21 protein-coding genes are annotated in these 22,582 nt (G+C 38.1%); 17 read left to right on the top strand and 4 right to left on the bottom strand.

What is annotated here, in order from left to right:
* Window positions 1–53: 53 nt before the first annotated feature.
* Window positions 54–2,393 carry a PilZ domain-containing protein gene (locus AACW90_RS05920; protein WP_390232188.1) on the bottom strand — a complete coding sequence of 780 codons (2,340 nt, stop codon included), beginning with the start codon at window positions 2,391–2,393 and terminating at the stop codon, window positions 54–56.
* Between the two features lie 137 nt (window positions 2,394–2,530).
* Between AACW90_RS05920 and radA the strand changes: the two genes are divergently transcribed.
* Together radA and fusA are read left to right on the top strand one after the other, a co-directional pair.
* Window positions 2,531–3,907, top strand: coding sequence for a DNA repair protein RadA (gene radA / locus AACW90_RS05915; protein WP_390232185.1), 1,377 nt, complete (start codon window positions 2,531–2,533; stop codon window positions 3,905–3,907).
* Window positions 3,908–4,114: 207 nt separating this feature from the next.
* Window positions 4,115–6,214, top strand: coding sequence for an elongation factor G (fusA, locus tag AACW90_RS05910; protein WP_390232182.1), 2,100 nt, complete (start codon window positions 4,115–4,117; stop codon window positions 6,212–6,214).
* 95 nt (window positions 6,215–6,309) lie between these two features.
* Here the strand turns inward: fusA and AACW90_RS05905 are convergent, their stop codons facing one another.
* Window positions 6,310–6,519, bottom strand: a complete 210-nt coding sequence (locus tag AACW90_RS05905; RefSeq protein WP_195704173.1) for a VF530 family protein — start codon at window positions 6,517–6,519, stop codon at window positions 6,310–6,312.
* 84 nt (window positions 6,520–6,603) lie between these two features.
* On the opposite strand from AACW90_RS05905, the gene AACW90_RS05900 reads away from it, so the two are divergent.
* On the top strand, window positions 6,604–7,077 hold the full coding sequence (locus AACW90_RS05900; protein ID WP_390232178.1) for an ASCH domain-containing protein: 474 nt from the start codon (window positions 6,604–6,606) through the stop codon (window positions 7,075–7,077).
* 112 nt (window positions 7,078–7,189) lie between these two features.
* On the opposite strand, the gene AACW90_RS05895 is transcribed toward AACW90_RS05900, so the two are convergent.
* On the bottom strand, window positions 7,190–8,899 hold the full coding sequence (locus tag AACW90_RS05895; RefSeq protein ID WP_390232175.1) for an AMP-binding protein: 1,710 nt from the start codon (window positions 8,897–8,899) through the stop codon (window positions 7,190–7,192).
* 954 nt (window positions 8,900–9,853) lie between these two features.
* Here AACW90_RS05895 and AACW90_RS05890 point away from each other — a divergent pair.
* From AACW90_RS05890 to AACW90_RS05825, 14 genes are read left to right on the top strand one after another with little or no spacing between them, the layout of a single operon-like run.
* Window positions 9,854–10,054, top strand: coding sequence for a Flp family type IVb pilin (locus tag AACW90_RS05890; RefSeq protein ID WP_347997049.1), 201 nt, complete (start codon window positions 9,854–9,856; stop codon window positions 10,052–10,054).
* A gap of 20 nt (window positions 10,055–10,074) precedes the next feature.
* Window positions 10,075–10,506, top strand: coding sequence for a prepilin peptidase (locus AACW90_RS05885; RefSeq protein ID WP_390232172.1), 432 nt, complete (start codon window positions 10,075–10,077; stop codon window positions 10,504–10,506).
* A 10-nt stretch (window positions 10,507–10,516) separates the two neighbouring features.
* Window positions 10,517–11,296 carry a Flp pilus assembly protein CpaB gene (cpaB, locus tag AACW90_RS05880; protein WP_390232169.1) on the top strand — a complete coding sequence of 260 codons (780 nt, stop codon included), beginning with the start codon at window positions 10,517–10,519 and terminating at the stop codon, window positions 11,294–11,296.
* A gap of 13 nt (window positions 11,297–11,309) precedes the next feature.
* Window positions 11,310–12,635 carry a type II and III secretion system protein family protein gene (locus AACW90_RS05875; protein WP_347997051.1) on the top strand — a complete coding sequence of 442 codons (1,326 nt, stop codon included), beginning with the start codon at window positions 11,310–11,312 and terminating at the stop codon, window positions 12,633–12,635.
* Window positions 12,632–13,141, top strand: a complete 510-nt coding sequence (locus tag AACW90_RS05870; RefSeq protein WP_390232165.1) for a hypothetical protein — start codon at window positions 12,632–12,634, stop codon at window positions 13,139–13,141. The genes AACW90_RS05875 and AACW90_RS05870 overlap by 4 nt, the downstream gene beginning before the upstream one ends.
* An 18-nt stretch (window positions 13,142–13,159) precedes the next feature.
* On the top strand, window positions 13,160–14,389 hold the full coding sequence (locus AACW90_RS05865) for a CpaE/TadZ family protein (RefSeq protein WP_390232162.1): 1,230 nt from the start codon (window positions 13,160–13,162) through the stop codon (window positions 14,387–14,389).
* Between the two features lie 6 nt (window positions 14,390–14,395).
* Window positions 14,396–15,679, top strand: coding sequence for a TadA family conjugal transfer-associated ATPase (locus AACW90_RS05860; protein WP_390232159.1), 1,284 nt, complete (start codon window positions 14,396–14,398; stop codon window positions 15,677–15,679).
* Complete coding sequence (locus AACW90_RS05855) at window positions 15,676–16,593, top strand: type II secretion system F family protein (RefSeq protein WP_390232155.1); 918 nt, start codon at window positions 15,676–15,678, stop codon at window positions 16,591–16,593. The genes AACW90_RS05860 and AACW90_RS05855 overlap by 4 nt, the downstream gene beginning before the upstream one ends.
* Window positions 16,593–17,495, top strand: a complete 903-nt coding sequence (locus AACW90_RS05850) for a type II secretion system F family protein (RefSeq protein ID WP_390232872.1) — start codon at window positions 16,593–16,595, stop codon at window positions 17,493–17,495. Before AACW90_RS05855 ends, AACW90_RS05850 begins: the two co-directional genes overlap by 1 nt.
* Window positions 17,492–18,328 carry a tetratricopeptide repeat protein gene (locus AACW90_RS05845; RefSeq protein WP_390232152.1) on the top strand — a complete coding sequence of 279 codons (837 nt, stop codon included), beginning with the start codon at window positions 17,492–17,494 and terminating at the stop codon, window positions 18,326–18,328. The genes AACW90_RS05850 and AACW90_RS05845 overlap by 4 nt, the downstream gene beginning before the upstream one ends.
* Window positions 18,312–18,815 carry a TadE/TadG family type IV pilus assembly protein gene (locus AACW90_RS05840; protein WP_390232149.1) on the top strand — a complete coding sequence of 168 codons (504 nt, stop codon included), beginning with the start codon at window positions 18,312–18,314 and terminating at the stop codon, window positions 18,813–18,815. The genes AACW90_RS05845 and AACW90_RS05840 overlap by 17 nt, the downstream gene beginning before the upstream one ends.
* A complete protein-coding gene (gene tadF / locus AACW90_RS05835; RefSeq protein ID WP_390232146.1) occupies window positions 18,790–19,353 on the top strand; it encodes a tight adherence pilus pseudopilin TadF in 564 nt (187 codons plus the stop codon). Before AACW90_RS05840 ends, tadF begins: the two co-directional genes overlap by 26 nt.
* Window positions 19,353–20,699, top strand: a complete 1,347-nt coding sequence (locus tag AACW90_RS05830; RefSeq protein ID WP_390232143.1) for a pilus assembly protein TadG-related protein — start codon at window positions 19,353–19,355, stop codon at window positions 20,697–20,699. Before tadF ends, AACW90_RS05830 begins: the two co-directional genes overlap by 1 nt.
* A 39-nt stretch (window positions 20,700–20,738) precedes the next feature.
* Complete coding sequence (locus AACW90_RS05825) at window positions 20,739–21,407, top strand: OmpA family protein (RefSeq protein ID WP_390232140.1); 669 nt, start codon at window positions 20,739–20,741, stop codon at window positions 21,405–21,407.
* Window positions 21,408–21,454: 47 nt separating this feature from the next.
* Here AACW90_RS05825 and AACW90_RS05820 read toward each other — a convergent pair whose 3' ends face one another.
* Window positions 21,455–22,489 (bottom strand): phosphatase PAP2 family protein, encoded by a 1,035-nt coding sequence (locus AACW90_RS05820; protein ID WP_390232137.1) that lies wholly within the window; start codon window positions 22,487–22,489, stop codon window positions 21,455–21,457.
* Between the last annotated feature and the right edge of the window lie 93 nt (window positions 22,490–22,582).

Below are 22,582 nucleotides of genomic sequence, written 5' to 3'. Positions count from 1 at the left end.
GCGCATTAACTAAATTACCCTAGAATGTCATATGTGGGGTAATTTAGTGACGCTTAAGTGAGTTCTAGTCGAATTAATATTTCTTCCGTTATGTCTATGATTTCACCAAAGCCAACTATTGAGCTGAATTCTTTGTCGAGCGTTCTTGCATGATGCATGCTTGAAGAAGCAAGTTCATTTAATTTTTTTATTAACATTTTAGTTGATGTATTTGCGACGGGTACACCATTAATCCGCAATACGTAGAACTCACCCAGTTGTTTTGATTTCTTGATAAATCGCAACCTTTCTTGAAGTGTCGGAAACTCATCATAAAGCTTGGTGTAGATAGCTTCTATCTCGTCGTCATTCTTGATTACGGCAATATAAACGTCATGGTATACCGGTTTTGCTCCGGGAACTGGACGAATAGGGTCTTTTAATAGTCTTGCACTTCTGTTCTTAAATATGGGCTCTAAAGAGAAATCTTTTTGATGCCCTAGTTTTTTCAATACTTTTAAGTGTGGTTCTAGCGGGTAATTAACGCCAATCGCGATGGGTTGCAACACACTCTCTTTTTTCGATATATAAAATGGTGTACTGGCTAATCTGGGTAGTACTATGTCATACATAGTATGCAGCAGATCGATTTCAGGCAGTTCTTCGTCAGTGAGTGGTAGCTTGTTCTTGTTGTGAGCAATGAGTTTTCTTAGGAAATTCACCGCTCGGTTTGTGAGGCTGTTCTCCTCTAAAGATAAATGAATATTCAACCCATTTGGGCTAATACGCACAACAGTATAAGGTATGTGCGTTAATGGTGCTGATTGATCATACTGCTGCAGTTCATTCAGACTAACCTTTATCGTGTTTCCAATTCGACACTGTAAAGGTTGATATAAAGAAACAAGCAGTCCGCGAGATGAAAAGTTAATCGTTTCACCCACAATCGGTGCAGATCCATCATTGATAATTTCAATAGGCGATCGAAATTTATAACGTTGCTCTTTTCGACGTGATACATCGTCGTAATAGATACCTTTAGGGCTACCGACGATTTTACGAGAGTGTCTAAATTTATTTAATATGCTTGAGTTTAAAGTCGGCTTTTCAGTTAATTGATAATCCCGTACTGATTCGACGTTAGATATCTCTTGTAATAGGCCAAAATGGGTTATGTTGTCTTCTTCTGCCTTAGCATATACACCAGCGATGCTACTTTTCTCTTCAGGGCTAAGTTCGTGCATATGAATGCGATAAACTTTCCAGCTATTTCTACGTGCGCCTGTATGCCAAAAAAGCTGCCGCTCGGCTCTGGTGGCTTCTGGAAGCATCAGTGAATAGTGCAACTCTTTATCTTGGTGTTCATGGATAAACGTATAGATAACATTACTTGAATGTTTAGCACCGAATTTAGTTAGTTCATTCATTCGTGAAGCATCAAATAGAGAACCTAGTGTTTGTTGATACCGTTCGTCATGCCAGTAATCCCAGACCTCTTTATTGAAATCATTAAGAAGAGCGTATTTTAACTCTGTGCCTGAGAAAAAGAGAGGTAGGTTTCGGGTGTATTTGATGTAGGCGTGTTCATAACCATGGGCTCTTGACTGTAATATTTTATCTTGATTATCATGATTGGCTTTTTTTATGTTGTTATTCAACATGACGTCGATGGCTCGACCAATGATATGGGTGTCGGTTAGTCTGATGGCACGTAACCATCGGATACTATCGTTTTCATAGCACTCTTCTATACCGATGATGCGATAATCAAGCGATGCGCCCAATTCATTAAGTTTGCTCTGTTTCTCTAGCTGAAAAAAATGCATTTCAACCATTTCGCCAAGGTTATAATCGAATGCACTTGGCACTTTTAGTTTTACACCTGAATTGGATAAATCAACGCTAGAGGCATGAATTTTTTGGCCATTTTTCAATGTAATATCTACTTGTGTAGACATTTTTAGCCGTTTTTCTTGCCTGTTCAGAACCAACCCTAGTGTGATAGGTTCGACTTCAAACGGACTTTCTGGGTTGGTTAAACCCGAACTAGAATTAGATTTTGTATTCTGGTGCATAACACGAAAATTATTTCTCGTGTTGACCATTGCTTCGTATACCCCTTCGGTATAGCTACCAAATCGTTTTATTTTTTTATGATATGAGTTGATCGCAACGTCATCTAACCAATGTGTTCGGCCATCTAATTTGTATTCTCTACACTCACCCTGAACCCTCCCTCTCAAGTCTATAGACCTAGTGCATGGGTTCATCAGTCGATTTAATTCCATTTTTGCAATCACTTTTGCTGACGCAGGTTCACCATACGTTAGCTGCTCTAACACTATATTGAAGTCAGGAGAGCCATAAACAGGAATTAATCTTTCTACTAAAGAGAGTATTTCAGATTGTTGCATTTTTTCTGGTAGAGTGAGCTCAGTTAGGTTTATTGAGTATATATCGGCTTACTAACGATTTACTTTAATATTTCGTTTCGATTCAAATGTGCGTAATATTTCGATTAATTGATTTAGATAACATTTATTGAGGATCCATGGCAAAAGTTAAACGAGCTTACGTTTGTAACGATTGTGGGGCTGATTATCCTAGATGGCAAGGGCAATGTAATGCATGTGGGGCTTGGAACACTATTACTGAGATACGCCTCGCGGCGTCTCCCCAAGTGGCAAGAAATGAAAGGTTGGTGGGCTATGCTGGCGCTGTAGAGTCTACCGTTCAAGTGTTGTCCGAGATTGACCTACAAGAAGTGCCTCGTTTTACTAGTGGATTCAAAGAATTAGATCGGGTTTTAGGCGGTGGAGTAGTGCCTGGAGCGGCTATTTTAATCGGAGGTAATCCGGGTGCTGGTAAATCTACTTTGCTTTTGCAAACTATGTGTATGCTTTCCTCTCAGATGCCAGCGCTTTATGTGACAGGAGAAGAATCTCTTCAACAAGTTGCCATGCGAGCGTCTAGGCTAGGGTTACCGAAAGAGCATCTAAAAATGCTCTCAGAGACGAATGTAGATAAAATTGTCCAGATTGCGGAGAAAGAGCAGCCTCGCATTATGGTGATAGACTCGATTCAAGTTATGCATGTTTCAGATGTCCAATCTTCACCCGGCAGTGTCGCTCAAGTACGAGAGTCCGCAACGACACTTACTCGATATGCAAAACAAAATAATGTGGCCGTATTTATGGTTGGTCATGTTACCAAAGATGGGACTCTTGCTGGGCCGAAAGTGCTAGAGCACATAATAGATTGCTCAGTACTATTTGATGGTGGTTCAGATAGCCGCTTCCGAACACTGAGGAGCAACAAAAACCGATTCGGGGCTATCAATGAACTCGGCGTCTTCGCAATGACCGAACAGGGACTCAGAGAAGTCAGCAATCCTTCGGCTATTTTTCTCTCTCGTGGAGAAGAAGAGACATCTGGTAGTTCTGTTATGGTGGTCTGGGAGGGGACGCGTCCGCTTCTCGTTGAGATACAAGCGCTAGTTGACTATTCACAACAAGCCAATCCACGCAGGGTGGCCGTTGGTTTAGACCAAAATCGTCTGTCGTTATTGCTTGCGGTCCTCCATAAACATGGTGGCTTGCAAATGGCAGATCAAGATGTGTTTGTTAATGTTGTCGGTGGCGTAAAGGTGACAGAAACTGGTGCAGATCTAGCGCTAATAATGTCACTACTATCCAGTTTTCGAGACAGGCCGTTACCTAAGGATGTTGTCGTCTTTGGTGAAGTGGGTCTTGCCGGTGAGATACGCCCAGTACCTAGTGGGCAAGAGAGGTTGATGGAAGCTTTTAAGCACGGGTTTAAAAAGGCCATTATTCCATCGGCAAATATGCCTAAAGGCGGAATAGCTGGGATGGAAATACATGGCGTTAGAAAGTTATCGGAGGCAATTGATGCTTTTGACGAGGTCTAATTGATAAATGAGATCTCTTTTAAAGTAGTCTATAAATGTCTTAATAATAAATTCTCTACTCGATGACAAATAATGTCTAACTACAATTAAATCTACGTGGTAAGATAAGCCACTTTTTTATAGAATCAACGCACGTTAGGGTATCAGTCTCGAGAGATTGTGGTATACTCTGCGCGCATTTTTATACCTTATTAACAGAGTAAGACAATGACTGATTTATCAAAATACAGAAATATTGGTATTTTCGCGCACGTTGATGCGGGTAAAACTACTACAACTGAACGTATCCTTAAACTGACTGGTCAAATTCATAAGACTGGTGAAGTTCATGATGGCGAATCTACAACTGATTTCATGGATCAGGAAGCTGAGCGCGGTATTACCATCCAGTCAGCGGCAGTAAGCTGTTTCTGGAAAGACCACCGTCTGAACGTTATCGATACTCCTGGACACGTTGACTTTACAGTAGAAGTTTACCGTTCACTTAAAGTACTCGACGGCGGTGTTGGTGTATTCTGTGGTTCTGGTGGTGTTGAACCACAATCAGAAACTAACTGGCGTTATGCTAACGATTCAGAAGTATCGCGTTTGATCTTCGTGAACAAACTGGACCGTATAGGTGCAGATTTCTTTAATGTTGTTGATCAAGTTAAGAAAGTTTTAGGCGCGACGCCACTTGTTATGGTTCTACCTATCGGCCGCGAAGACGACTTCGTTGGTGTTGTAGACCTAATCACTCGTAAAGCCTACGTTTGGGATGACACTGGTCTTCCTGAAAACTATGCGATTCAAGACATCCCAGCAGATATGGTTGATGATGTTGAAACGTACCGTGAAGAGCTAATCGAAACAGCGGTTGAGCAAGACGACGATATAATGGAAGCGTACATGGAAGGTGAAGAACCTTCTATTGAAGACCTTAAACGTTGTATTCGTAAAGGTACTCGTGACCTAGCGTTCTTCCCAACATACTGTGGTTCTGCATTTAAAAACAAGGGCGTTCAAATTGTTCTTGACGCTGTTGTTGACTACCTACCTTCTCCAACAGAAGTTGATCCTCAACCTCTAATGGACGACGAAGGTGAAGAAAATGGCGAGCACGCGATTGTTTCTCCAAACGAAACATTTAAAGCACTTGCATTTAAAATAATGGATGATCGCTTCGGTGCGTTAACTTTCGTTCGTATTTACTCAGGTACATTGAATAAGGGTGACACCATCCTTAACTCATTTACTGGTAAAACTGAGCGTGTTGGCCGTATGGTTGAGATGCAAGCCGATGACCGTAACGAACTTACTAGCGCTCAAGCTGGTGATATCATTGCGATTGTAGGTATGAAGAACGTGAAAACTGGTCATACTTTATGTGATCCTAAGCACCCAGTAACGCTTGAACCAATGGTTTTCCCAACGCCAGTAATCTCAATTGCTGTATCACCGAAAGATAAAGGTGGTTCTGAGAAGATGGGTATCGCAATTGGTAAAATGGTTGCTGAAGATCCTTCATTCCAAGTTGAAACAGACGAAGAGACTGGCGAAACTATCCTTAAAGGTATGGGTGAACTTCACCTAGACATTAAGGTAGACATTCTTAAGCGTACTTACGGTGTTGACCTAACAGTGGGTGCTCCTCAAGTTGCTTACCGTGAAACTATTACTCAAGCAATTGAAGATAGCTACACGCATAAGAAGCAATCTGGCGGTTCTGGTCAGTTTGGTAAAATCGACTACCGTATCAAACCAGGTGAACCTGGTTCTGGTTTCTCGTTCAAATCAGTTGTTGTTGGTGGTAACGTACCTAAAGAATTCTGGCCTGCAATCGAGAAAGGCTTTGGCGGCATGATGGAAAACGGTGTTCTTGCTGGTTTCCCAACGCTAGATGTTGAAGTTGAGCTATTCGATGGTGGTTTCCACGCAGTGGATTCATCTGCAATTGCATTTGAAATCGCAGCGAAAGGTGCATTCCGTCAGTCTATGCCTAAAGCTGGTGCGCAACTTCTTGAACCAATCATGAACGTTGACGTATTTACACCAGACGATCACGTTGGTGATGTTATCGGTGACCTTAACCGTCGCCGCGGCATGATCAAAGATCAACAAGCTGGCGTTACTGGTGCTCGTATTAAAGCAGACGTTCCTCTTTCAGAAATGTTTGGCTATATCGGTCACCTGCGTACAATGACTTCTGGTCGTGGTCAGTTCTCAATGGAATTTGCTAACTACTCTCCGTGTCCGAACAGCGTTGCTGAAGCAGTTATTGCTAAAGTTAAAGAAGACAAAGAAAGAGAAAGAAAAGAGAAGAAATAACTTCTTTATTCTGAGTTAAAAAAACCCGAAAGTGTATGCTTTCGGGTTTTTTATTGGATGAAATTTGCTAATACCACAATTAGTGGTGGGTCATTCTATTGCATATTAAGCCATAGGCTTTCAACTTTCGTTCTCGCCCATTCCGTTTTACGCAAAAATTTTAAGCTAGATTTGATGCTTGGATCTTTCTTAAAGCAATTGATGTTGACCATATTGCTTAATTCCTCCCAGCCATAATGTTCGACGAGATCCGTGAGTAGTTTTTCAAGTTTAACCCCATGAAGTGGATTATTGAGTTGAGTCATAATGTGCCTACAGATAGTTTTGCCGTTATTATACGTTATATCTACTGATGATAGATAATCTGTAAAAAAATAAGGTTAGCCAATATGAAAGCAGAACATCAATCTTACTTAGAACAATATTTTCAGACACTGCCACAGGATCAATGTACAGGCAGTATCCCAGTCATTGCTGAGTATTTTTGTGGTGATGAATGGAATGCAAATGAGTGCGCTCGTCTTGTATTGAAAGGTGTTAAAACAGCAACCTGTAGCTTGAAGGCGGCTTACAAGCTCGAAGGTGAAGCGCTTGCTCAAGTTGGTCAGTTGATGATCGTGCTGAACTGGGATGAAGTGCCTGTCTGTATCATAGAAACAACGTCTATAAAGCAAATACCATTCAATCAAGTTTCAGAAAACTTTGCATTCGCCGAAGGTGAAGGGGATAGAAGCTATCAGGGATGGCATTTCGCTCATACCAATTTCTTTAAGTCGGTGTGTGATGAGTTAGGCATTAAATGGTCAGAAGATATGGAGCTTGTTTGCGAGAGGTTTAAAGTGGTCTATCGCAGCGATAAGTAAGCGAAATTAAGCTTCTGAAGACCTACACCGAAAGGTAATTGGTCTTCAGAATTTTGGACTTAGGTTGAAAACGTTGGTTTTCTATATATGATATAAAGTTAAAAAACGAGGATTACTCTTCCCAAATAACCACTTTATCTTTTGGCCAGTTAGCACCAACGTCGTGATATTTTTTCTCTAGAATATGGCGCTTAATCTTTAAGGTTGGAGTCAAAATATCATTTTCGATACTCCACGGTTCTTTGACCATCAAAACACCCTTAATTTTTTCATGAGATTCTAAATCCTGGTTCATGCGTTTAATAACGCGTTCTGCTCGCCTCTGATAGCGCTCTTTGTCAAAGTTAGGGAACTGATGAGGGACAGCTAAAAGAATAGGTGCAGGCATACCTAGACCTATTAAGCACATCATTTCCACTCGGCTGTATTCATAGAGTTTTTTCTCAATAGGTACAGGCGCGACAAATTTGCCTTTTGCCGTTTTAAATGTATCTTTTTTACGCCCTTGTATGGAGAGATATCCTTCGCCATCTAACGACCCAATATCACCAGTATGCAGCCAACCATCATCATCAAAAGAAGCTTTGGTTGCTTGTTCATTCTTGTAATATCCAGCGAACATACCTTTACTACGCACCATGATCTCTTCGTCGGCTGCTATCTTAAGTTCTATACCGGGACCGCCATTACCAACTGTACCTATTTTTTCAGCTCTGAAAGGATAGTTGAGTGTGCTGTAAGCAAACGACTCTGTCATCCCCCAAGCTTCGGTTATATTTATACCTACACTGTGATACCAATTGAGAAGTGCCGGTGATACGGGTGCAGAACCACAACCTAAGACCCGGCTTTGATCAAGTCCTAACCCTTCTATGATTTTCTTTTTAACGATTGAATTCACAAATGGCATTTTCAGAAGAAAGTTGAGTTTCTTTTGAGGCATTTTGTCTTGGATACGTTGTTGAAAGAGAGCCCATAGACGAGGTACAGATATAAACAGTGTCGGCCTCTGCATTTTGACATCGTCAATAAATGTGTCCAACGATTCAGGAAAGGCAACCTGAACACCGCCAACGATAGACGAACCAAAGATATATACACGTTCTGTAATATGTGCCAATGGCAAATAAGAGAATGCGCGATCTTCTTTTTGAACACCAAGGATCTCAACTAAGCGCTCGGCTGACCAACTAAAGGCGCCATAAGTGAGCATTGCTCCTTTTGGTGTTCCAGATGTCCCCGAGGTATAAACCAATGACATTAGTTTGTCGTCGAAGTGCTGAGGGCGCTCTTCCGTTGGCAGTGAAGCTTCTATCATGGCATTAAATTCGAAGTCACATTTTGGTGCTGTGTCATAAGGTAAAGATATCGTTAAAAGCTCAGGATGGACATTTATTACGGATTCGACAGCAGCAGCGTTATCTAGTTTGCCAATGATAGCGGCTTTACTTTCGCTGTGATTAATACAGTAATCAATGGTGTCTGCACCTGCGGTAGGGAAAATAGGGACACTAACAAAATCGCCCATCATTAACGCGAGGTCAGTGATAAACCATTCCGCGCAGTTTTTAGATATCAACGCTATCTTGTCGCCAGGTTGTAATCCTTTTTCTCTCAGGGCGGTAACAAACTTTAGGGCCATCTGTGCAACTTGAGAATAGGTATAGGTAACGAACTGACGGTCAATAATCTGTTTAAGATAAACCTCTTGGGGTCGAGAGTCCGCCCATTTAAGCAGCAGCTCATTGGGTGGTGGCAATGAGCAAGATTGCGAGGCCACTTCTTGGTTAAGTTCTATGTCTGCATGTATTGGTCGACTCATGATTACCCGTTCCATCGTTAGTACTTCGTTACTTTATTGTAACATACTGGCAACATATTGGTAGTTTTTAAACGAGCGTTTGAATGCCACTATGGTCGTATATACAATCATAGTGAAGACGAATTATATAAGCCTTATTTGAATGCTTCTTGTTAATAATGACCATGTCCAATTTTATGAGGTTAATTCCATTTTTGATAATTATATCAAATAAAAAAAATAACCGATTTTTTCTATAAGTAGAAAATTGACAGACCAATTCTATGAGCTACATTTTAAATACAAGGAATTATTAGTGATCTTAGTTCAATAACGCAGAGGAAAAATTGTCTCGATTTTGAGAAATATAACATTTTCTTTAATTGTGATGTAGTTCTCAAATAGTGTGGTTAGGCGTCCCGTATATGAGACTGCCATAATATAAATGCCGTGATGGACAAATATAGTAAAAGGTTGTTGGTTAAAATTAATTATAAGTACACTTGTCATTGTAAGCTATTGTAATTTAACATTTTTATAAATATCTGCAAACCCTTTTTGGTTTGGTATTCTATTTTTTAGAGTAAAGGTTCTTTTAGGTTCGATGAGTTATTGTACTCAATAAAAACTGTAGAATTTCATAGGGTTTAAATGACAACATCATCATTTGGACTATAGTTAGAAATAGCTTTGCAGCATTTTACGGTTGAGGTGTGGTTTTTATGCTAGCTCAACTTAAGTATGGCAAATAGGCTAAATTCTTTATTAACCAATAAGGTGATGAGCAGTATGTTTGAATTTTTTAGGATGTCATTTTTAAACGGTATGATATTCTAAATTTCGTTCTTAAAGTGTTCTTTACCTTGTTTGGGTAGGTGCTTTATAAACAATGAATATTAATAATACAGATGCTTACTTTGATTGTTGGTGATTAAAGCTGAGTAATAATCAATTAGATACAATGTGGAGTCTATTATGTTTCTTTCAACTTATGTTAAAACAAAACTTTTTCTAGAAGAATTCAAAAATGATGAACGCGGTGTAACGGCGATTGAATATGCAATTGTTGGTGTGGCCATAGCGACTATTGTTGCTCTAGCATTTGGTAGCGACTTAAGTGCCGGTCTTGGATTAGCACTTAAAAATGCGTTATCAACGATTGCGACTAAGATGTAACAATAACCTTAATTTAATATATGGGTAAAATGTTGTTTTTTTTGGTTTTTTTTGTTGTGTTGGCTACTATTTTCTATTGGGATCTCGTGCATAGAGTGATTCCTAACAAGTTAATTGTTGTCCTAGCTGCGACGACGATAGTCTTTAATTGCTATACCAATAATTTACAGCAAATGTTCTATGCCCCGCTGTTTTTATTGGTGGGGTTAATTTTTTGGCGTCTCAATGTATTTGCAGGAGGAGACGTGAAACTAGTCACTGCGCTATTGCCTGCAATTAACAGTTCACTATATTTGGATTTGTTTGTTCTCACAATGTTCTTGTGGGGTGCTACTGCAGTATTAGTGATGCTTTATTACCGAATTAGAACTAATGATGTGAGTAAAACCGTCCCCTTTGGTGTTCCAATGGCGATCGGTGGGGTAATCGGTTTGTTTGCATCATTGCAGTAAGGGGAGCTCAATGAATTTTAGAATACTCGTACCTACAGCTCTGATATTTTTGGGTGCAGGATTATATGGATTGTCAGGGAATCTCTTAGATAAAGGTGAGAAGCCTAAGTTAGAAGAAGTCACTGAAGATATCGTTATGATTAGTGTTTGGAAGGCGAAAGATAGTATTAGTGCTGGACAGACTGTAACTAGATCTGAGTTATTTATTGAACAAGTACCAGAAACTGAAGCTAATCAGCACGGTATAGACGAACCCGTTGATATAGAGTTTGTGAAGGGGCTAGTTTCAGCTCAAGACGTTGTTAAAGGACAATGGGTCACGATGGAAAATCTGTTGACTCCTGAGCAAGACGGATACATCGAGCTTACGATTGCAGATAATAAAGTTCCATTTGCTTTAAGCGTAAGTAATGAAACGGTAGTTGGAGGAGTCATTACCTATGGCTCTTTGGTTGATGTTATCGCTCTCTCATCTTTAAATCAAAATTTGGCTAACAACGAAACTGTCCAACAATATCAATCATTCACGGTCTCTCCCATATTGATGGCAGTGAAAGTGATTAAAGTCGAGAAAAATGAAATCAGAGATAGGACCGAAATCAGTTTGGTATTAGAACTATCAAGAAAAGAAGTTGCAAAAATGGTCATTGCAAAAAAAATAGCCCAGTTAGAAGTTCATAAATCAATTGGTAAAGAGCAAGCTGAGCAGTTACATGCAGACTCAGGAGATGTGCTTCCTACTTATCGCGCAATTAAAGAGTTTCGTGCAGGTGAAGCAATAATAAAATAATTAAGGTTGTGGTATGGATACTCTTTTAAAATGGATATCGATTGCTCTCTTCGTAGTAAGTGCTTCTGTTTCAGCCGCGAAAATTGTTAACCTATCCGAAGGAGATGCTGAGACGATTCGAGTGTCAGCGGATATAGGTTCGGTTTTTATTTCTAATCCTGAAATAGCAGATTATCAGGTGATAGATAAAAATAAAGTTGTTTTTTTTGGTAAAAGTATTGGCAATACTTCATTATTTATATTTGACGAAGAAGGCAACACTCTCGCTAATCGTAAGCTTGTAGTTAATAAAAGTTTGGTTCATATACAACAACAAATTCAACTTCGTTATCCTGATGTTGATGTCAATATATTTAATCTGGGTGAACAAGCTGTATTGAGTGGCACAGTTTCCAGTGACCAAGAAAAAGAAGATATTTATCGGCTGGCTGGAGAACTGCTAGGTAAAGAAGCGGAAATGACCATAGTTGAATGGGATTTAGGTGAAAACAATTATGAAATGGATTTTATGCGTAAATATCGTTACCCAGGAATATTAAATAATATAGAAGTCAATGCAACCAAACAGGTGAATGTAAAGCTGTCTATTGCTGAAGTATCTCATACGTTTATGGAAAATTTCGGTATTCAGTTAGGTAGTTCAGGTAGGACTGCAGGTGTATTCGTTGATTTTCTCACCGATTTTAGCGCAGATGATATTATATCTGTTATCACAGCTATTGGTGACGATAAAGTTGGACAAGTACTAGCAGAGCCGAATTTATCTGTTATTTCGGGGGAAACAGCCAGTTTTTTGGCGGGTGGTGAATTACCCGTTATTACTGTGGTTGATGGTAGTACTAACGTAGAATATAAAGAATATGGTGTTAGATTAGAACTAATGGCTAAAGTCTTAAGAGACGACAAAATTAAGCTTTCGTTAATGCCAGAAGTGAGCGCGTTGGATGATGTTTATTATAGTAACGATGATTATGATATTCCTGCATTGAGAACCAGACGAGCTAGAACGACAGTTGAATTGGGTGATGGACAGAGTTTCGTACTAGCGGGCTTGTTAAATAGTGAAGATACTGAATCGTTGCGTAGAATTCCTTATATTGGAGATATCCCTATTCTGGGAGCTCTGTTTAGACATACCGAGACGACTAGAACAAAAACCGAACTAATAATAGTAGCGACAGTTAATTTAGTTCAACCTATCCAACCTGCTCAAATTCAATTACCTACGATGGAAAAAACGACTAACCTTCAACGTTTCTTCGCATTAGAAGGTAGCTATTCTAAAGCTGAGGATGAAATGGCTGAACAAGTATTAGCTATGGGAGGATTTAAGCAATGATCCTTAATAAATATTTTAAATTATTGGTGTTGCCAATATTGACTCTAATATTAAGCGCCTGTGTTGATCATATTGAAGAAAGAAACGGAGCAGAAATTCAAATAGTTCCAATAACTTATGCTTTAAGCTTATCGATTAAATCAGGTAAACAAAATTTAGCGTGGGATGAGTTAAATGAGTACGTAGAACAACATTGGGATAAGGTATCTAGGCAAACCGTAAAGCTAACTTGGTATACAGATAATGGCAAATCTTTAGCGAGTGATTACCATGCTTACTTATTGAAAAAAGGATTAAATCGCACCCAGTTACAATTGATACATGGTACGGCATCTAACGATGGAAAATTTGATTTGGAATTTCAAACTATAGTACACAAAGTTGTTGTCGAAACATGTAGATATGAAAAAGTAGGATCTATTGATAGCAGCGAGTTAGGGTGCTATTCGGAGGGGGCCAGATGGCAATCAATGGTTAATCCAGAAAAAATGCTTTCTACTAACTAAAATTGAGGGTGAATAGATATGTTTGATTTAGTTGACATCCTCAAGAAGGATAATGCTCAAGATGCAGATGAGAATCAAAAAGAGATAACGTCAGTTTTATTTTACCAAACAGAAAAATGTCAGGTACTCGTAAAAGAAGCCTATCGTTTCGAAGGTTTAGTTACTCCCGCGATATCATCAAATAGCGATGAAAAAATTAAAGAACACGTACGTAATGAAAACATCGAAATTGTTATAATCGAGCTGAATGAGAGTAACGATGTAAGCTCTGACGCGGAGCATATTAGCCATTTACTGCCCAATGATGCTTCCGTTATTGTTATTGGGAGTGAAGATGCGATATCGACTATTCGAAATTTAAAAAGAATGGGTTTTTATTATCTTTTTTGGCCAATAACTAAGGTAGAGTTGATAGAGTTTGTAGTCAGTGTTCATGAGAATAGAAATAAAAATAGAGGATTAGGGAAAAAACGTAAAGCTAAACAAATTAGTGTAATAGGTTGTAGTGGGGGCGTTGGTACGACATTACTTTGCACCGAAATTGCATGTCAATTGTCTGAAAGTAAAAAATCATCTTGTGTTTTGGTTGAAAATGACTATCAAGGTGGGAACTTGGATATTATGCTTGGCATGGAAAAATTTGAAAAACGCCAAATAAGATCTGGGGCATTTGCTACCACGTTAGATAATACTTCAGCTCTAAGTTTATTAACAAAGCATACTCGGTTACTCTCTGTATTATCGTTAACTTCTAATACCCTTAGTAACAGTGAAATAAAAGAATATACTAAAACAGTGACGGAACAAATTGCTGTAGACGCCAATTTTATTATTGATGACCTCTCTTCTATAGCTAGGCAGAATTTTAACAAGGAAGAACTAGTTGATATATCCGATTGCGTGATTTTAATATTGTCGCCTACTGTATCATCATTGCGAGATGCAGCACGAATAAGACAGAAATTTAATGAAGAAGGTGATGAAAAAAATCTTCGTATATTTATGGTCTTGAATTATTCTATTCCAGAATCTTGCGCAACTATTACTCAGGCAGAAGCAGAAAAATACTTGCATCAGAATGTTGATGTTGTAATACCCTATATCAAAAAGTTGGATGCTAAAATTCTTGAAAGAAAGAGAATAAGTGAGATGGGGGGAGGCGCAGGAAGATCTATAGCCAAATTGACCTCCTTAATTGTAGGTGAAGATGAAAAAAAAGGTTTCAAACTACCATTCTCAAGGCGGTAATTTTTTATGAGTGAAGCCAAAGAAATTTATATAGGAATAAGGCGTCAAATTTATGATGCGTTAGATCCAGAGGCTATCAATAGATTAAGTGACGATCAACTATCGCTTCAACTATCGAAAGCCATTGACATGTTGGTTGAAAAGGATTCACTTCCGCTTCCGCAAGTGGTTCGAAATGAATTTGTAAAAAGTCTTGTAGATGAATTACATGGCTTAGGTCCATTGCAGTCTCTTATGGAAGATGAAAGTATCACGGACATAATGGTCAACGGTCACGAAAACGTATTTATTGAACGTGGTGGGTTAGTTGAAAAAGTATCTGTAAATTTTGTCGATGAAACACAAGTATTAGAAATCGCCAAACGAATTGCTGGACGAGTGGGGAGAAGAGTGGATGATTCATCCCCTTTATGTGATGCTCGTTTAGCAGATGGAAGCCGTGTAAATATTGTCATACCGCCCGTCGCTCTCGATGGCACTTCAATTTCAATTCGTAAGTTCAAAAAACAAGCAATTGATTTCCAAGCTTTAGTTGGGTTTAGTGCAATGAGTCCTGAAATGGCGCAGTTACTTATGATCGCAGCTAGATGTAGGCTCAATATTCTTATATCAGGAGGTACTGGTTCTGGTAAAACCACAATGCTTAACGCCCTTTCGCAATATATTTCTGAAAAAGAAAGAATAGTTACAATAGAAGATGCAGCAGAGCTAAAACTTCAACAACCGCACGTAGTTCGATTGGAAACTAGAACAGCAGGTATTGAAAATACTGGGGCAATTCATCAACGAGATTTAGTCATCAACTCACTTCGTATGAGGCCCGACAGGATTATTGTTGGTGAGTGCCGTGGTAGTGAGGCCTTTGAAATGTTACAGGCCATGAATACAGGGCATGATGGATCCATGTCAACTTTGCACGCTAATACACCTAGAGATGCGATTGCTCGTGTTGAATCTATGGTAATGATGGCGACTAGTAATCTGCCATTGGAAGCGATTCGAAGAACCATTGTCAGTGCGGTTGATATTATTATCCAGATAAGCCGATTACATGATGGTAGTCGTAAAGTGATGAGCATTACTGAGGTCGTAGGACTTGAAGGGACGAGTGTTGTCATGGAAGAAATTTTTAGATTTAGACCAGAATCTTCCGCTCACAGTGCTGATAAGGTCGAAGGGAATTTTGTAACCGCTGGATTGATGAAGCGATCAGTTTTGGTTGAAAAAGCTCGATTTTTTGGACTGGGAGAACAGCTAGATGCATTATTTAAGTCTAAGGGGTCATTATGATCTATATTGTGCTCGTAATAGTGGGAGCAGCACTAATATTATGGTCTATATTTTCGCCAAAAAAAGCCCATGATTATCTAGAAGAATATAACAAAACAGTGCGTATTTATTCGTTAAGTGGGGATGATCAGGCTGTAGATTTTGCCACATTATCGGATAGGTCTCTCTGGCAAACTGTTTTGGATAAGAAAGATAATGTTGCGAAACAAATCGGTAGTTATGCATTTATAAAAGTCGTGATATTTTCGATATTACTATTTTTCCTCGGACTAGAGATAAATCAACGTTTCTTCAGAGGGAATTTCATTTATGTTGAAATAGCATTATTTCTAGTTAGTTATATAACAGCGTATCTGTGGCTACAAAAGCGGGAAGAAACTAGATTTGAAGAGGCATTTCCTGATGCGCTAAATATTCTTGCTAGTGCTGTATCATCTGGTGAAAGCATTATGCATGCCATTATATATGTCGGAAAAGTGTTAGATGGTGATGTTGGTAAAGAATTTAAAGTTATGGGAGACAGGCTTCAATTAGGAGAATCTCCAGATGATGTGTTTCGTAAATCTTGTAAGCGATTCCCCTATGCTTCGTTTCATTTTTTCGTGATTACTCTTCGAGCAAACATGCATCGAGGAGGGCAACTTAAAGACGTTATAACTAGATTAAACCGAGTTATGTTTGATGCGAGAGCCATAGATAAAAAGAAATTTGCACTTACGGCAGAGGCACGAGTATCAGCTAAAATAGTTGCCGCGATACCATTTATTTTCATAATAATGCTCCAATATATAAGTCCAGACAACTATGATTTTGTTATGTTTCACCCTGATGGACGACCAGTACTATATTATGTACTCGTTAGTGAAACAATAGGGATTGGTATCGTTTGGGGACTATTGAGAGGTGTCCGATGATGACTGATTTTCTAGAAGAGATTGGTAAAGAACAGTTATTTATTATAGGCGCATTATGGTTGGTTGCGTTGGGGCTTGGTAGCTTTGTTTATATGTCACTTGAACAATTTCGTAGAAATAGAAAGTTAAGACTTTTAGGGTTAATAGAGATAGATGAGAAAATCTCTAAACAAAGCATCGTTAAAAGTGCTGTTACAGCTTTAGTTCAACTTTTTGCCGCGTCGAAACACGAAATCACAGAGAAATTTATAGCCGCTGGTTTTTATCATTTTAGATTTGCATATTTGTTTTTACCTCTTAAATATGCATTATTATTTCTTGGTCTAATCATAATTATTGCATTTGGTATCTATCTTAATATTCCTACTAGTACCTATATGATTACAGCGATCATTTGGCTAGTGATTGCAATAATTTTGCCTGATGTTTTTTTAGCCGCACGCTCTAAAGCACTCCAAAGAAAGTTATCTGATCGTTTGCCTTACCTTCTTGATTTAATGGGTGTATGTGTACAGACAGGTATGACAATTGAGTCGACGTTTGCTTATCTTGCACAAGAAATGATTGGTTTTGATCGAGACGTCGCATATATGCTAAAGCGCACCAATGATAGGTCCAATATTGTAGGTTTAGCAAAGGCTATAGAAGAACTATACGTCAGAATTCCAACTCCTGAGTTTCGTAGTTTTATTATGACATTAAATCAAAGTCTGCAGTATGGTTCCTCTATTTATACTGTATTAACAACACTTGCAGTAGATATCAGAGAAGTGCAAATGCTTAACTTAGAAGAAAAAATAGGTAAGTTGGCAGCCAAAATGTCCATACCTTTGATTTTATTCATCATGTTTCCAATAGTCATTCTTATTACTGCTCCTGGAATTATGAGAATGATGCAATGAAAAAAATGAAAGCAACAGTATTAATTGCATTGTCTCTATTGGGCTGTGCCAGTGACGCGAATAAAGAAGAGTTAATTGATGAAGCGACATTTGATTCAAGAGAAAAAATGCTTGTTAGCTCAGGAAATGGCAAAGCGGTTATCGACTTTTATAAGGATGAACTGCAGAAAAGAGATTCTGAAGAGATCAGGTTAAGACTCGTTCAAGCTTATATCAACATAAATGATTATGAATCGGCATTTTTTCATCTTGATGATATAGAAATTAATGACGCGAATGTTTCGAAAGTGGCATTTCTGAAAGCGAAAGTCTATCTTGCCATGGGAGATATAGAGTCTGCATATCTTCGTGCGCAAACAGCTTTGGCGGTCAAGAGTATTTATCCTGAGGCCGAAAATTTGATGGGCTTAATCTTGGCTGAAAAAGGGGATTATCAAAAATCGAAAGAGTTCTTTTTACTGGCCAAGAAACATTATTATGATGATCTTACGATAGCGAATAATTTATCAGTACTAGATTTATTGGTAGGGGACTATGGAAGCGTAATAGATAGGCTCCAACCATTCTATTTTAATGGTGAAGCAGATAGAACGGTCAAAGCTAATTTGGTTTTAGCTAATGCAAAACTAGGGCGTTATCAGCAAGTAGAATCTATACTTAAAGAACAAGGCTACAAAAGTGAACAAATACAAAAAATATTTGTAATTTTGACAACGGCAAATAATCAACAGAATCTGAATGCCAATGGAGCCCAGCTTGATATACCGGTTGATAAAGTAGTGAAAAAAAAAGTTAAGGTGATACAAGGTGTTGAATATGAAGCTCATAACTAAAAAAAGGCAGAAAGGTGTAGTGGCGATTGAGTTTGCCATTGGTTTTTTTGCTTTTTGGCTGATGGTCGCGGCTTGGGTAGAGATGAGTTATATGTCATATGTTTCTGCGCTTGGCGATTATGCTATCTCAACTGCTTCTCGTGAAGCGAAAAAAGATACAGAGACATATGTCAGTACGTTTAAAAATGTATTAGTTGAAAGTGATAGTGTTTGGAGTAATTTCGTTAATCCATCCAATTTTCAAGCGAGTGTTTATTATGTAAAAGATTTGTCTGAATTGTTCAACATACCTGCTTCTGAAATATGTACACCAGCAGACGGCGCACAAACTGCAACATGTGGAAACGAAATAGACAGCGCAATTGCAATCTATAAGATTACTTATCAATTCACTAGCGTGTTTACTTATTTTTTTGATACTAGCTCTGTATTTTCTAGAGAAGTCATAGTGGTGCAAGAATATGAAAGAACTCTGTTTAAGATCTAAACAGAAAGGAACTTTTGCTGTCGAGTTCGCGATAGTAGGAGTGATTTTCGCTGTATTTTTGGCTTTTACTTCCGATGTGGTAACTAAAATAGCAATGAAGGGAAAGCTTGATAGGCTGTCTTTTTCTGCAGTGAGTATCGTTAAAGAGAGAACTCAATTATATACTAAAGCGAATGTTGTTGATTATACTATGTCTTCTTCTGAAGTAGCTGATATTTACAAGGTTCTTAAGCGTTCAATGAAGAGAACAACGTCGTCATTCTCGGCAAGCAAGTTTGGAATGGTGTTAGAAGAGCAAACGTATGGTTTGAATGGGTCTAGAAATGCATTGGCGACGTTTAATCGAGGAACAAATCGATGTCAAATTTCAAACAATTTATCTAGTTTAGAACAAAATTTAGCGGTTACAACAACATGGGGAAGAAAGAGCACTCTATATCGAGTGACGCTTTGTTATGAAACGGATAATGGTGTTGCAGGAATGCTGAGTAATGGATTTACGACGGTTACGTCTAGTTCTGTTATTTTGGGGAGATAATGATGAAAGTGTATAGAAGACAACGAGGGCATGCCGCTCTATTATTTGTTTTAATTATCCCTCCATTATTTGGAATGTTTTCGCTCGGGACTGATGGAGCGATGATGATGCAGAATGATGCTCGATTAAATGATGCTCTGGAAGCCGCTAGTTTAGCCGTCGCAGCTGCAAATGACGACAATGACGAGAATGGTGATGGGATAGATGATGGAGAAATTGGCTTAGGTAGTCAGTTTAATCAAAATTTGGCCAGTGCTTACGTTACTGAATATATGCATAGTATGGAAAGTATCTCAGAGGTTCGCGTAGCAAAACGTGAGTGTGAAAGTATTCCTGATTGTGTTTCAGGATTAGAAAATGGAGAGCCACGATTTTTTGAATTCGAAGTTACTGCAACTACTAAACATAAAACGATATTTGATACGGATGCGTTAAGTAATAACGATTATGAAGTTTCTTCTAAAGGTAAAACAAGGAAATATCAAAATCATGCTGTTGATATTGTGTTTGTATCTGATTTTTCAGGTTCTATGGGTGATTCTTGGGATGGTGGCGCAAAGACGAAATATTTGGACCTTGTAGATGTTATCGATAAAGTAACCGTTGAACTTGCAAAGTTCAACGGTTTGATCAATATGGACGATAATACAGTCGGTTATGTTGGTTTTAACCGATATACACGAAAATTTTCTTCTTCTACAAAGCTTTCAAAAAGTCAATATATATGGTTCGGTAACAGAGAACGCTGGATAACACGTGGAACAACCGTTATTGAACTGTGTGTATTTAACCAACTTTATGGTAGTAACTGGAGTAAAGCTGTTAATAACATATTTGTTGAAAAGTCATGTAATTCTACAAAGAAACGTTTAGTCTTAGGTAAAGATTATAACAGTGATGGTGACGACGCCTATTTTTATGATGTTGATTTAACCTCTAATTTTACGGCCTTTAATAATACAATCTCTTCATTTTATCCAGATTCTGGCACGTCGTCTTATCAGGGGTTGATACGAGGAGCTCAGATTGCAGAAAAGGGTGATAATCCTCGTAGACTAATAATAGTATTATCAGATGGTGATGATAATAGTTCATCGACGACTTCAAGCTTAGTTAACGCTGGTATGTGCAGCACTATCCGGAACACTCTTGATGCAAAAGTAACGTCCAGCGGAGATGATGTAACATCTAAAATTGCAATAATCGGGTTTGATTACAATGTAAATGCTAATACCGCGCTTCAGACGTGTGCTGGGGCTGAAAATGTATTTGAAGCGGAAAATACGAATGATATCTTAAACAAAATATTAGAGTTAATTAGTGAAGAAATAGGTCACTTAAAATAACGTTTTTGAGATTAATACTAGTTAAAGGAATAAAAAGTAATGAAAACAAATAGAATAATATTATTGAGCACGTTGATGCTTGCTCCGATAACAGTATTAAGTGCAAATACCGATAGTAACAATACTCTTGTTAATCAATCCATTACTTACTTTTGTTCTAAAAATGACGTTAACACAGAGCAGAGTATTTCGATTGGAAAAAGTACACAAGTCAATCTTCTAAACGGTGCATTCTATCAAATAGAAACAGAAAGTAGTTTTCAAGCTACTTTAACAATGATTACCAATGAATTGATGGAAATGGGGGTCGATCCTGAATGCGCTGAATACTTGATGACACACAGCCGCTTGCAAGGCTATGAACAAGGTAACGTGATGGCGCGTGTCTATTTTGACTTTGATAAATTTAATCTTACTGATGAGTCGAAGTACATACTTGGTGCTGTTGCGAATGTGGTAAAGCAAAATCCATCGAAACTTATTTTAGAAGGACATACCGATAATACGGGCTCGAAAGATTACAATTTTGCTTTAGGTTTGAAACGTTCAGAAGCGACGCAAATTTACCTACTTAGCCACGAAGTTGATAGTAACAATTTACTTATGGTTTCAAAGGGAGAAGGTCAACCTATCGCTGACAATAAAACGTCGATTGGACGAGAAAAAAATCGACGAGTAGATATTGTTGATGAATCACCAGTTAATTAATCCTACGTATCAATGATAAAATGCAACGAGTGTAGAGCAGCTTGTGACTATTTGTATTTGTGGTTAATACCAAACCAAATAAGAAAAGTTAATATAAAACTGACGTATCCATCAACAGCATAGTGCCACCCTAAATGAATTGACCCAATAAAAATAGCGATAGTAAATAAACCGAATAGTATACCAACTATTTTATGTATGATGTATACGCTCAGAGTCATAAAAACAGATATTGATACATGCATGCTAGGCATCGCTGATATCCCGCTACCTAAGCTAGTAACACTAGTCACGTGCTCTTGCCACAAGTGTTCTTGTGTTGCAATAGACCAAAGTGGTGGCCAATCATTATCAATAAGCATTTTATTTTGCATTTCTAAGCGCTGAAATAAGTTCAGTGTAAGATCATGGTTTATATTTATGTTTTCTAAAAAACATGGACCAGCAGATGACATTAAAATGGCAAAAAATCCACCAATGATAATCCAACAGAGGCTGAAGCCGATAAGGAATTTTTTTCTGATTAATGTAGTTTGACACATAAAATAAAAGAGCGTTATCCAAACAACAAAAAACCATGAATTATAGATTATATTTATTATGGCGGTTGCGTAACTTGATGAAAAAATAAAGTGAGTATACTGCCAAGGTTGGAAGCCTAAATGTATATAATTGTCGAGCATCAGAAAATATTCATCGAATCTGAATGGAAAAACAGTGCCGATTGTTGATTTGATAGAAGTGTAACAAGACAACATTATGTTAATGAAAAATAGCTGAGTAAGAAATGTAGCTAAGATGTTTGGTGTTCTTAATGGCTTCATCACACAATTAAATAATACAGTTAATGGTGATACTGGTCTTTTTACTACGAGGTAGAAAATATAATAAATTATCAGGGAGAATAGTATAATTTGACCTGCAGCACCAAATATCACCGAGTAAAGTGACAGTGATAATTTGGTCTTTATGTCATAAATGCCAAATATTAATTTAGTGAGTAGGATGTTAAAAGCAATCAGTATGTAGAAACTTTTATCTTGATAAAGGCTTAAAACGTAAGCACGTAAAGCTTTGCGCATATCTAATATCGACCACAGTGTAATGCATTAAAATATTATACGTAGATACAGAGTTATTGATAGCATCATGTATTAGACGAACCAAAAGGTTCG

The sequence above is a fragment of the Vibrio frigidus genome, assembly GCF_042465995.1.
In the GTDB taxonomy this organism is placed as follows: Bacteria; Pseudomonadota; Gammaproteobacteria; order Enterobacterales; family Vibrionaceae; genus Vibrio.
This window is presented reverse-complemented; position numbering and strand designations above follow the sequence as displayed.

Excerpts from the sequence above, each read along its gene's own strand:
- AACW90_RS05825 (WP_390232140.1), top strand. The coding sequence starts at position 20,739 with ATGAAAACAAATAGAATAATATTATTGAGCACGTTGATGCTTGCTCCG.
- AACW90_RS05895 (WP_390232175.1), bottom strand. The coding sequence starts at position 8,899 with ATGAGTCGACCAATACATGCAGACATAGAACTTAACCAAGAAGTGGCC.
- AACW90_RS05890 (WP_347997049.1), top strand. The coding sequence starts at position 9,854 with ATGTTTCTTTCAACTTATGTTAAAACAAAACTTTTTCTAGAAGAATTC.
- AACW90_RS05885 (WP_390232172.1), top strand. The coding sequence starts at position 10,075 with ATGGGTAAAATGTTGTTTTTTTTGGTTTTTTTTGTTGTGTTGGCTACT.
- AACW90_RS05845 (WP_390232152.1), top strand. The coding sequence starts at position 17,492 with ATGAAAAAAATGAAAGCAACAGTATTAATTGCATTGTCTCTATTGGGC.
- AACW90_RS05860 (WP_390232159.1), top strand. The coding sequence starts at position 14,396 with ATGAGTGAAGCCAAAGAAATTTATATAGGAATAAGGCGTCAAATTTAT.
- AACW90_RS05870 (WP_390232165.1), top strand. The coding sequence starts at position 12,632 with ATGATCCTTAATAAATATTTTAAATTATTGGTGTTGCCAATATTGACT.
- AACW90_RS05840 (WP_390232149.1), top strand. The coding sequence starts at position 18,312 with ATGAAGCTCATAACTAAAAAAAGGCAGAAAGGTGTAGTGGCGATTGAG.
- AACW90_RS05855 (WP_390232155.1), top strand. The coding sequence starts at position 15,676 with ATGATCTATATTGTGCTCGTAATAGTGGGAGCAGCACTAATATTATGG.
- AACW90_RS05875 (WP_347997051.1), top strand. The coding sequence starts at position 11,310 with ATGGATACTCTTTTAAAATGGATATCGATTGCTCTCTTCGTAGTAAGT.
- AACW90_RS05900 (WP_390232178.1), top strand. The coding sequence starts at position 6,604 with ATGAAAGCAGAACATCAATCTTACTTAGAACAATATTTTCAGACACTG.
- AACW90_RS05920 (WP_390232188.1), bottom strand. The coding sequence starts at position 2,393 with ATGCAACAATCTGAAATACTCTCTTTAGTAGAAAGATTAATTCCTGTT.
- AACW90_RS05850 (WP_390232872.1), top strand. The coding sequence starts at position 16,593 with ATGACTGATTTTCTAGAAGAGATTGGTAAAGAACAGTTATTTATTATA.
- AACW90_RS05820 (WP_390232137.1), bottom strand. The coding sequence starts at position 22,489 with ATGCGCAAAGCTTTACGTGCTTACGTTTTAAGCCTTTATCAAGATAAA.
- cpaB (WP_390232169.1), top strand. The coding sequence starts at position 10,517 with ATGAATTTTAGAATACTCGTACCTACAGCTCTGATATTTTTGGGTGCA.
- AACW90_RS05865 (WP_390232162.1), top strand. The coding sequence starts at position 13,160 with ATGTTTGATTTAGTTGACATCCTCAAGAAGGATAATGCTCAAGATGCA.
- fusA (WP_390232182.1), top strand. The coding sequence starts at position 4,115 with ATGACTGATTTATCAAAATACAGAAATATTGGTATTTTCGCGCACGTT.
- AACW90_RS05830 (WP_390232143.1), top strand. The coding sequence starts at position 19,353 with ATGATGAAAGTGTATAGAAGACAACGAGGGCATGCCGCTCTATTATTT.
- AACW90_RS05905 (WP_195704173.1), bottom strand. The coding sequence starts at position 6,519 with ATGACTCAACTCAATAATCCACTTCATGGGGTTAAACTTGAAAAACTA.
- tadF (WP_390232146.1), top strand. The coding sequence starts at position 18,790 with ATGAAAGAACTCTGTTTAAGATCTAAACAGAAAGGAACTTTTGCTGTC.
- radA (WP_390232185.1), top strand. The coding sequence starts at position 2,531 with ATGGCAAAAGTTAAACGAGCTTACGTTTGTAACGATTGTGGGGCTGAT.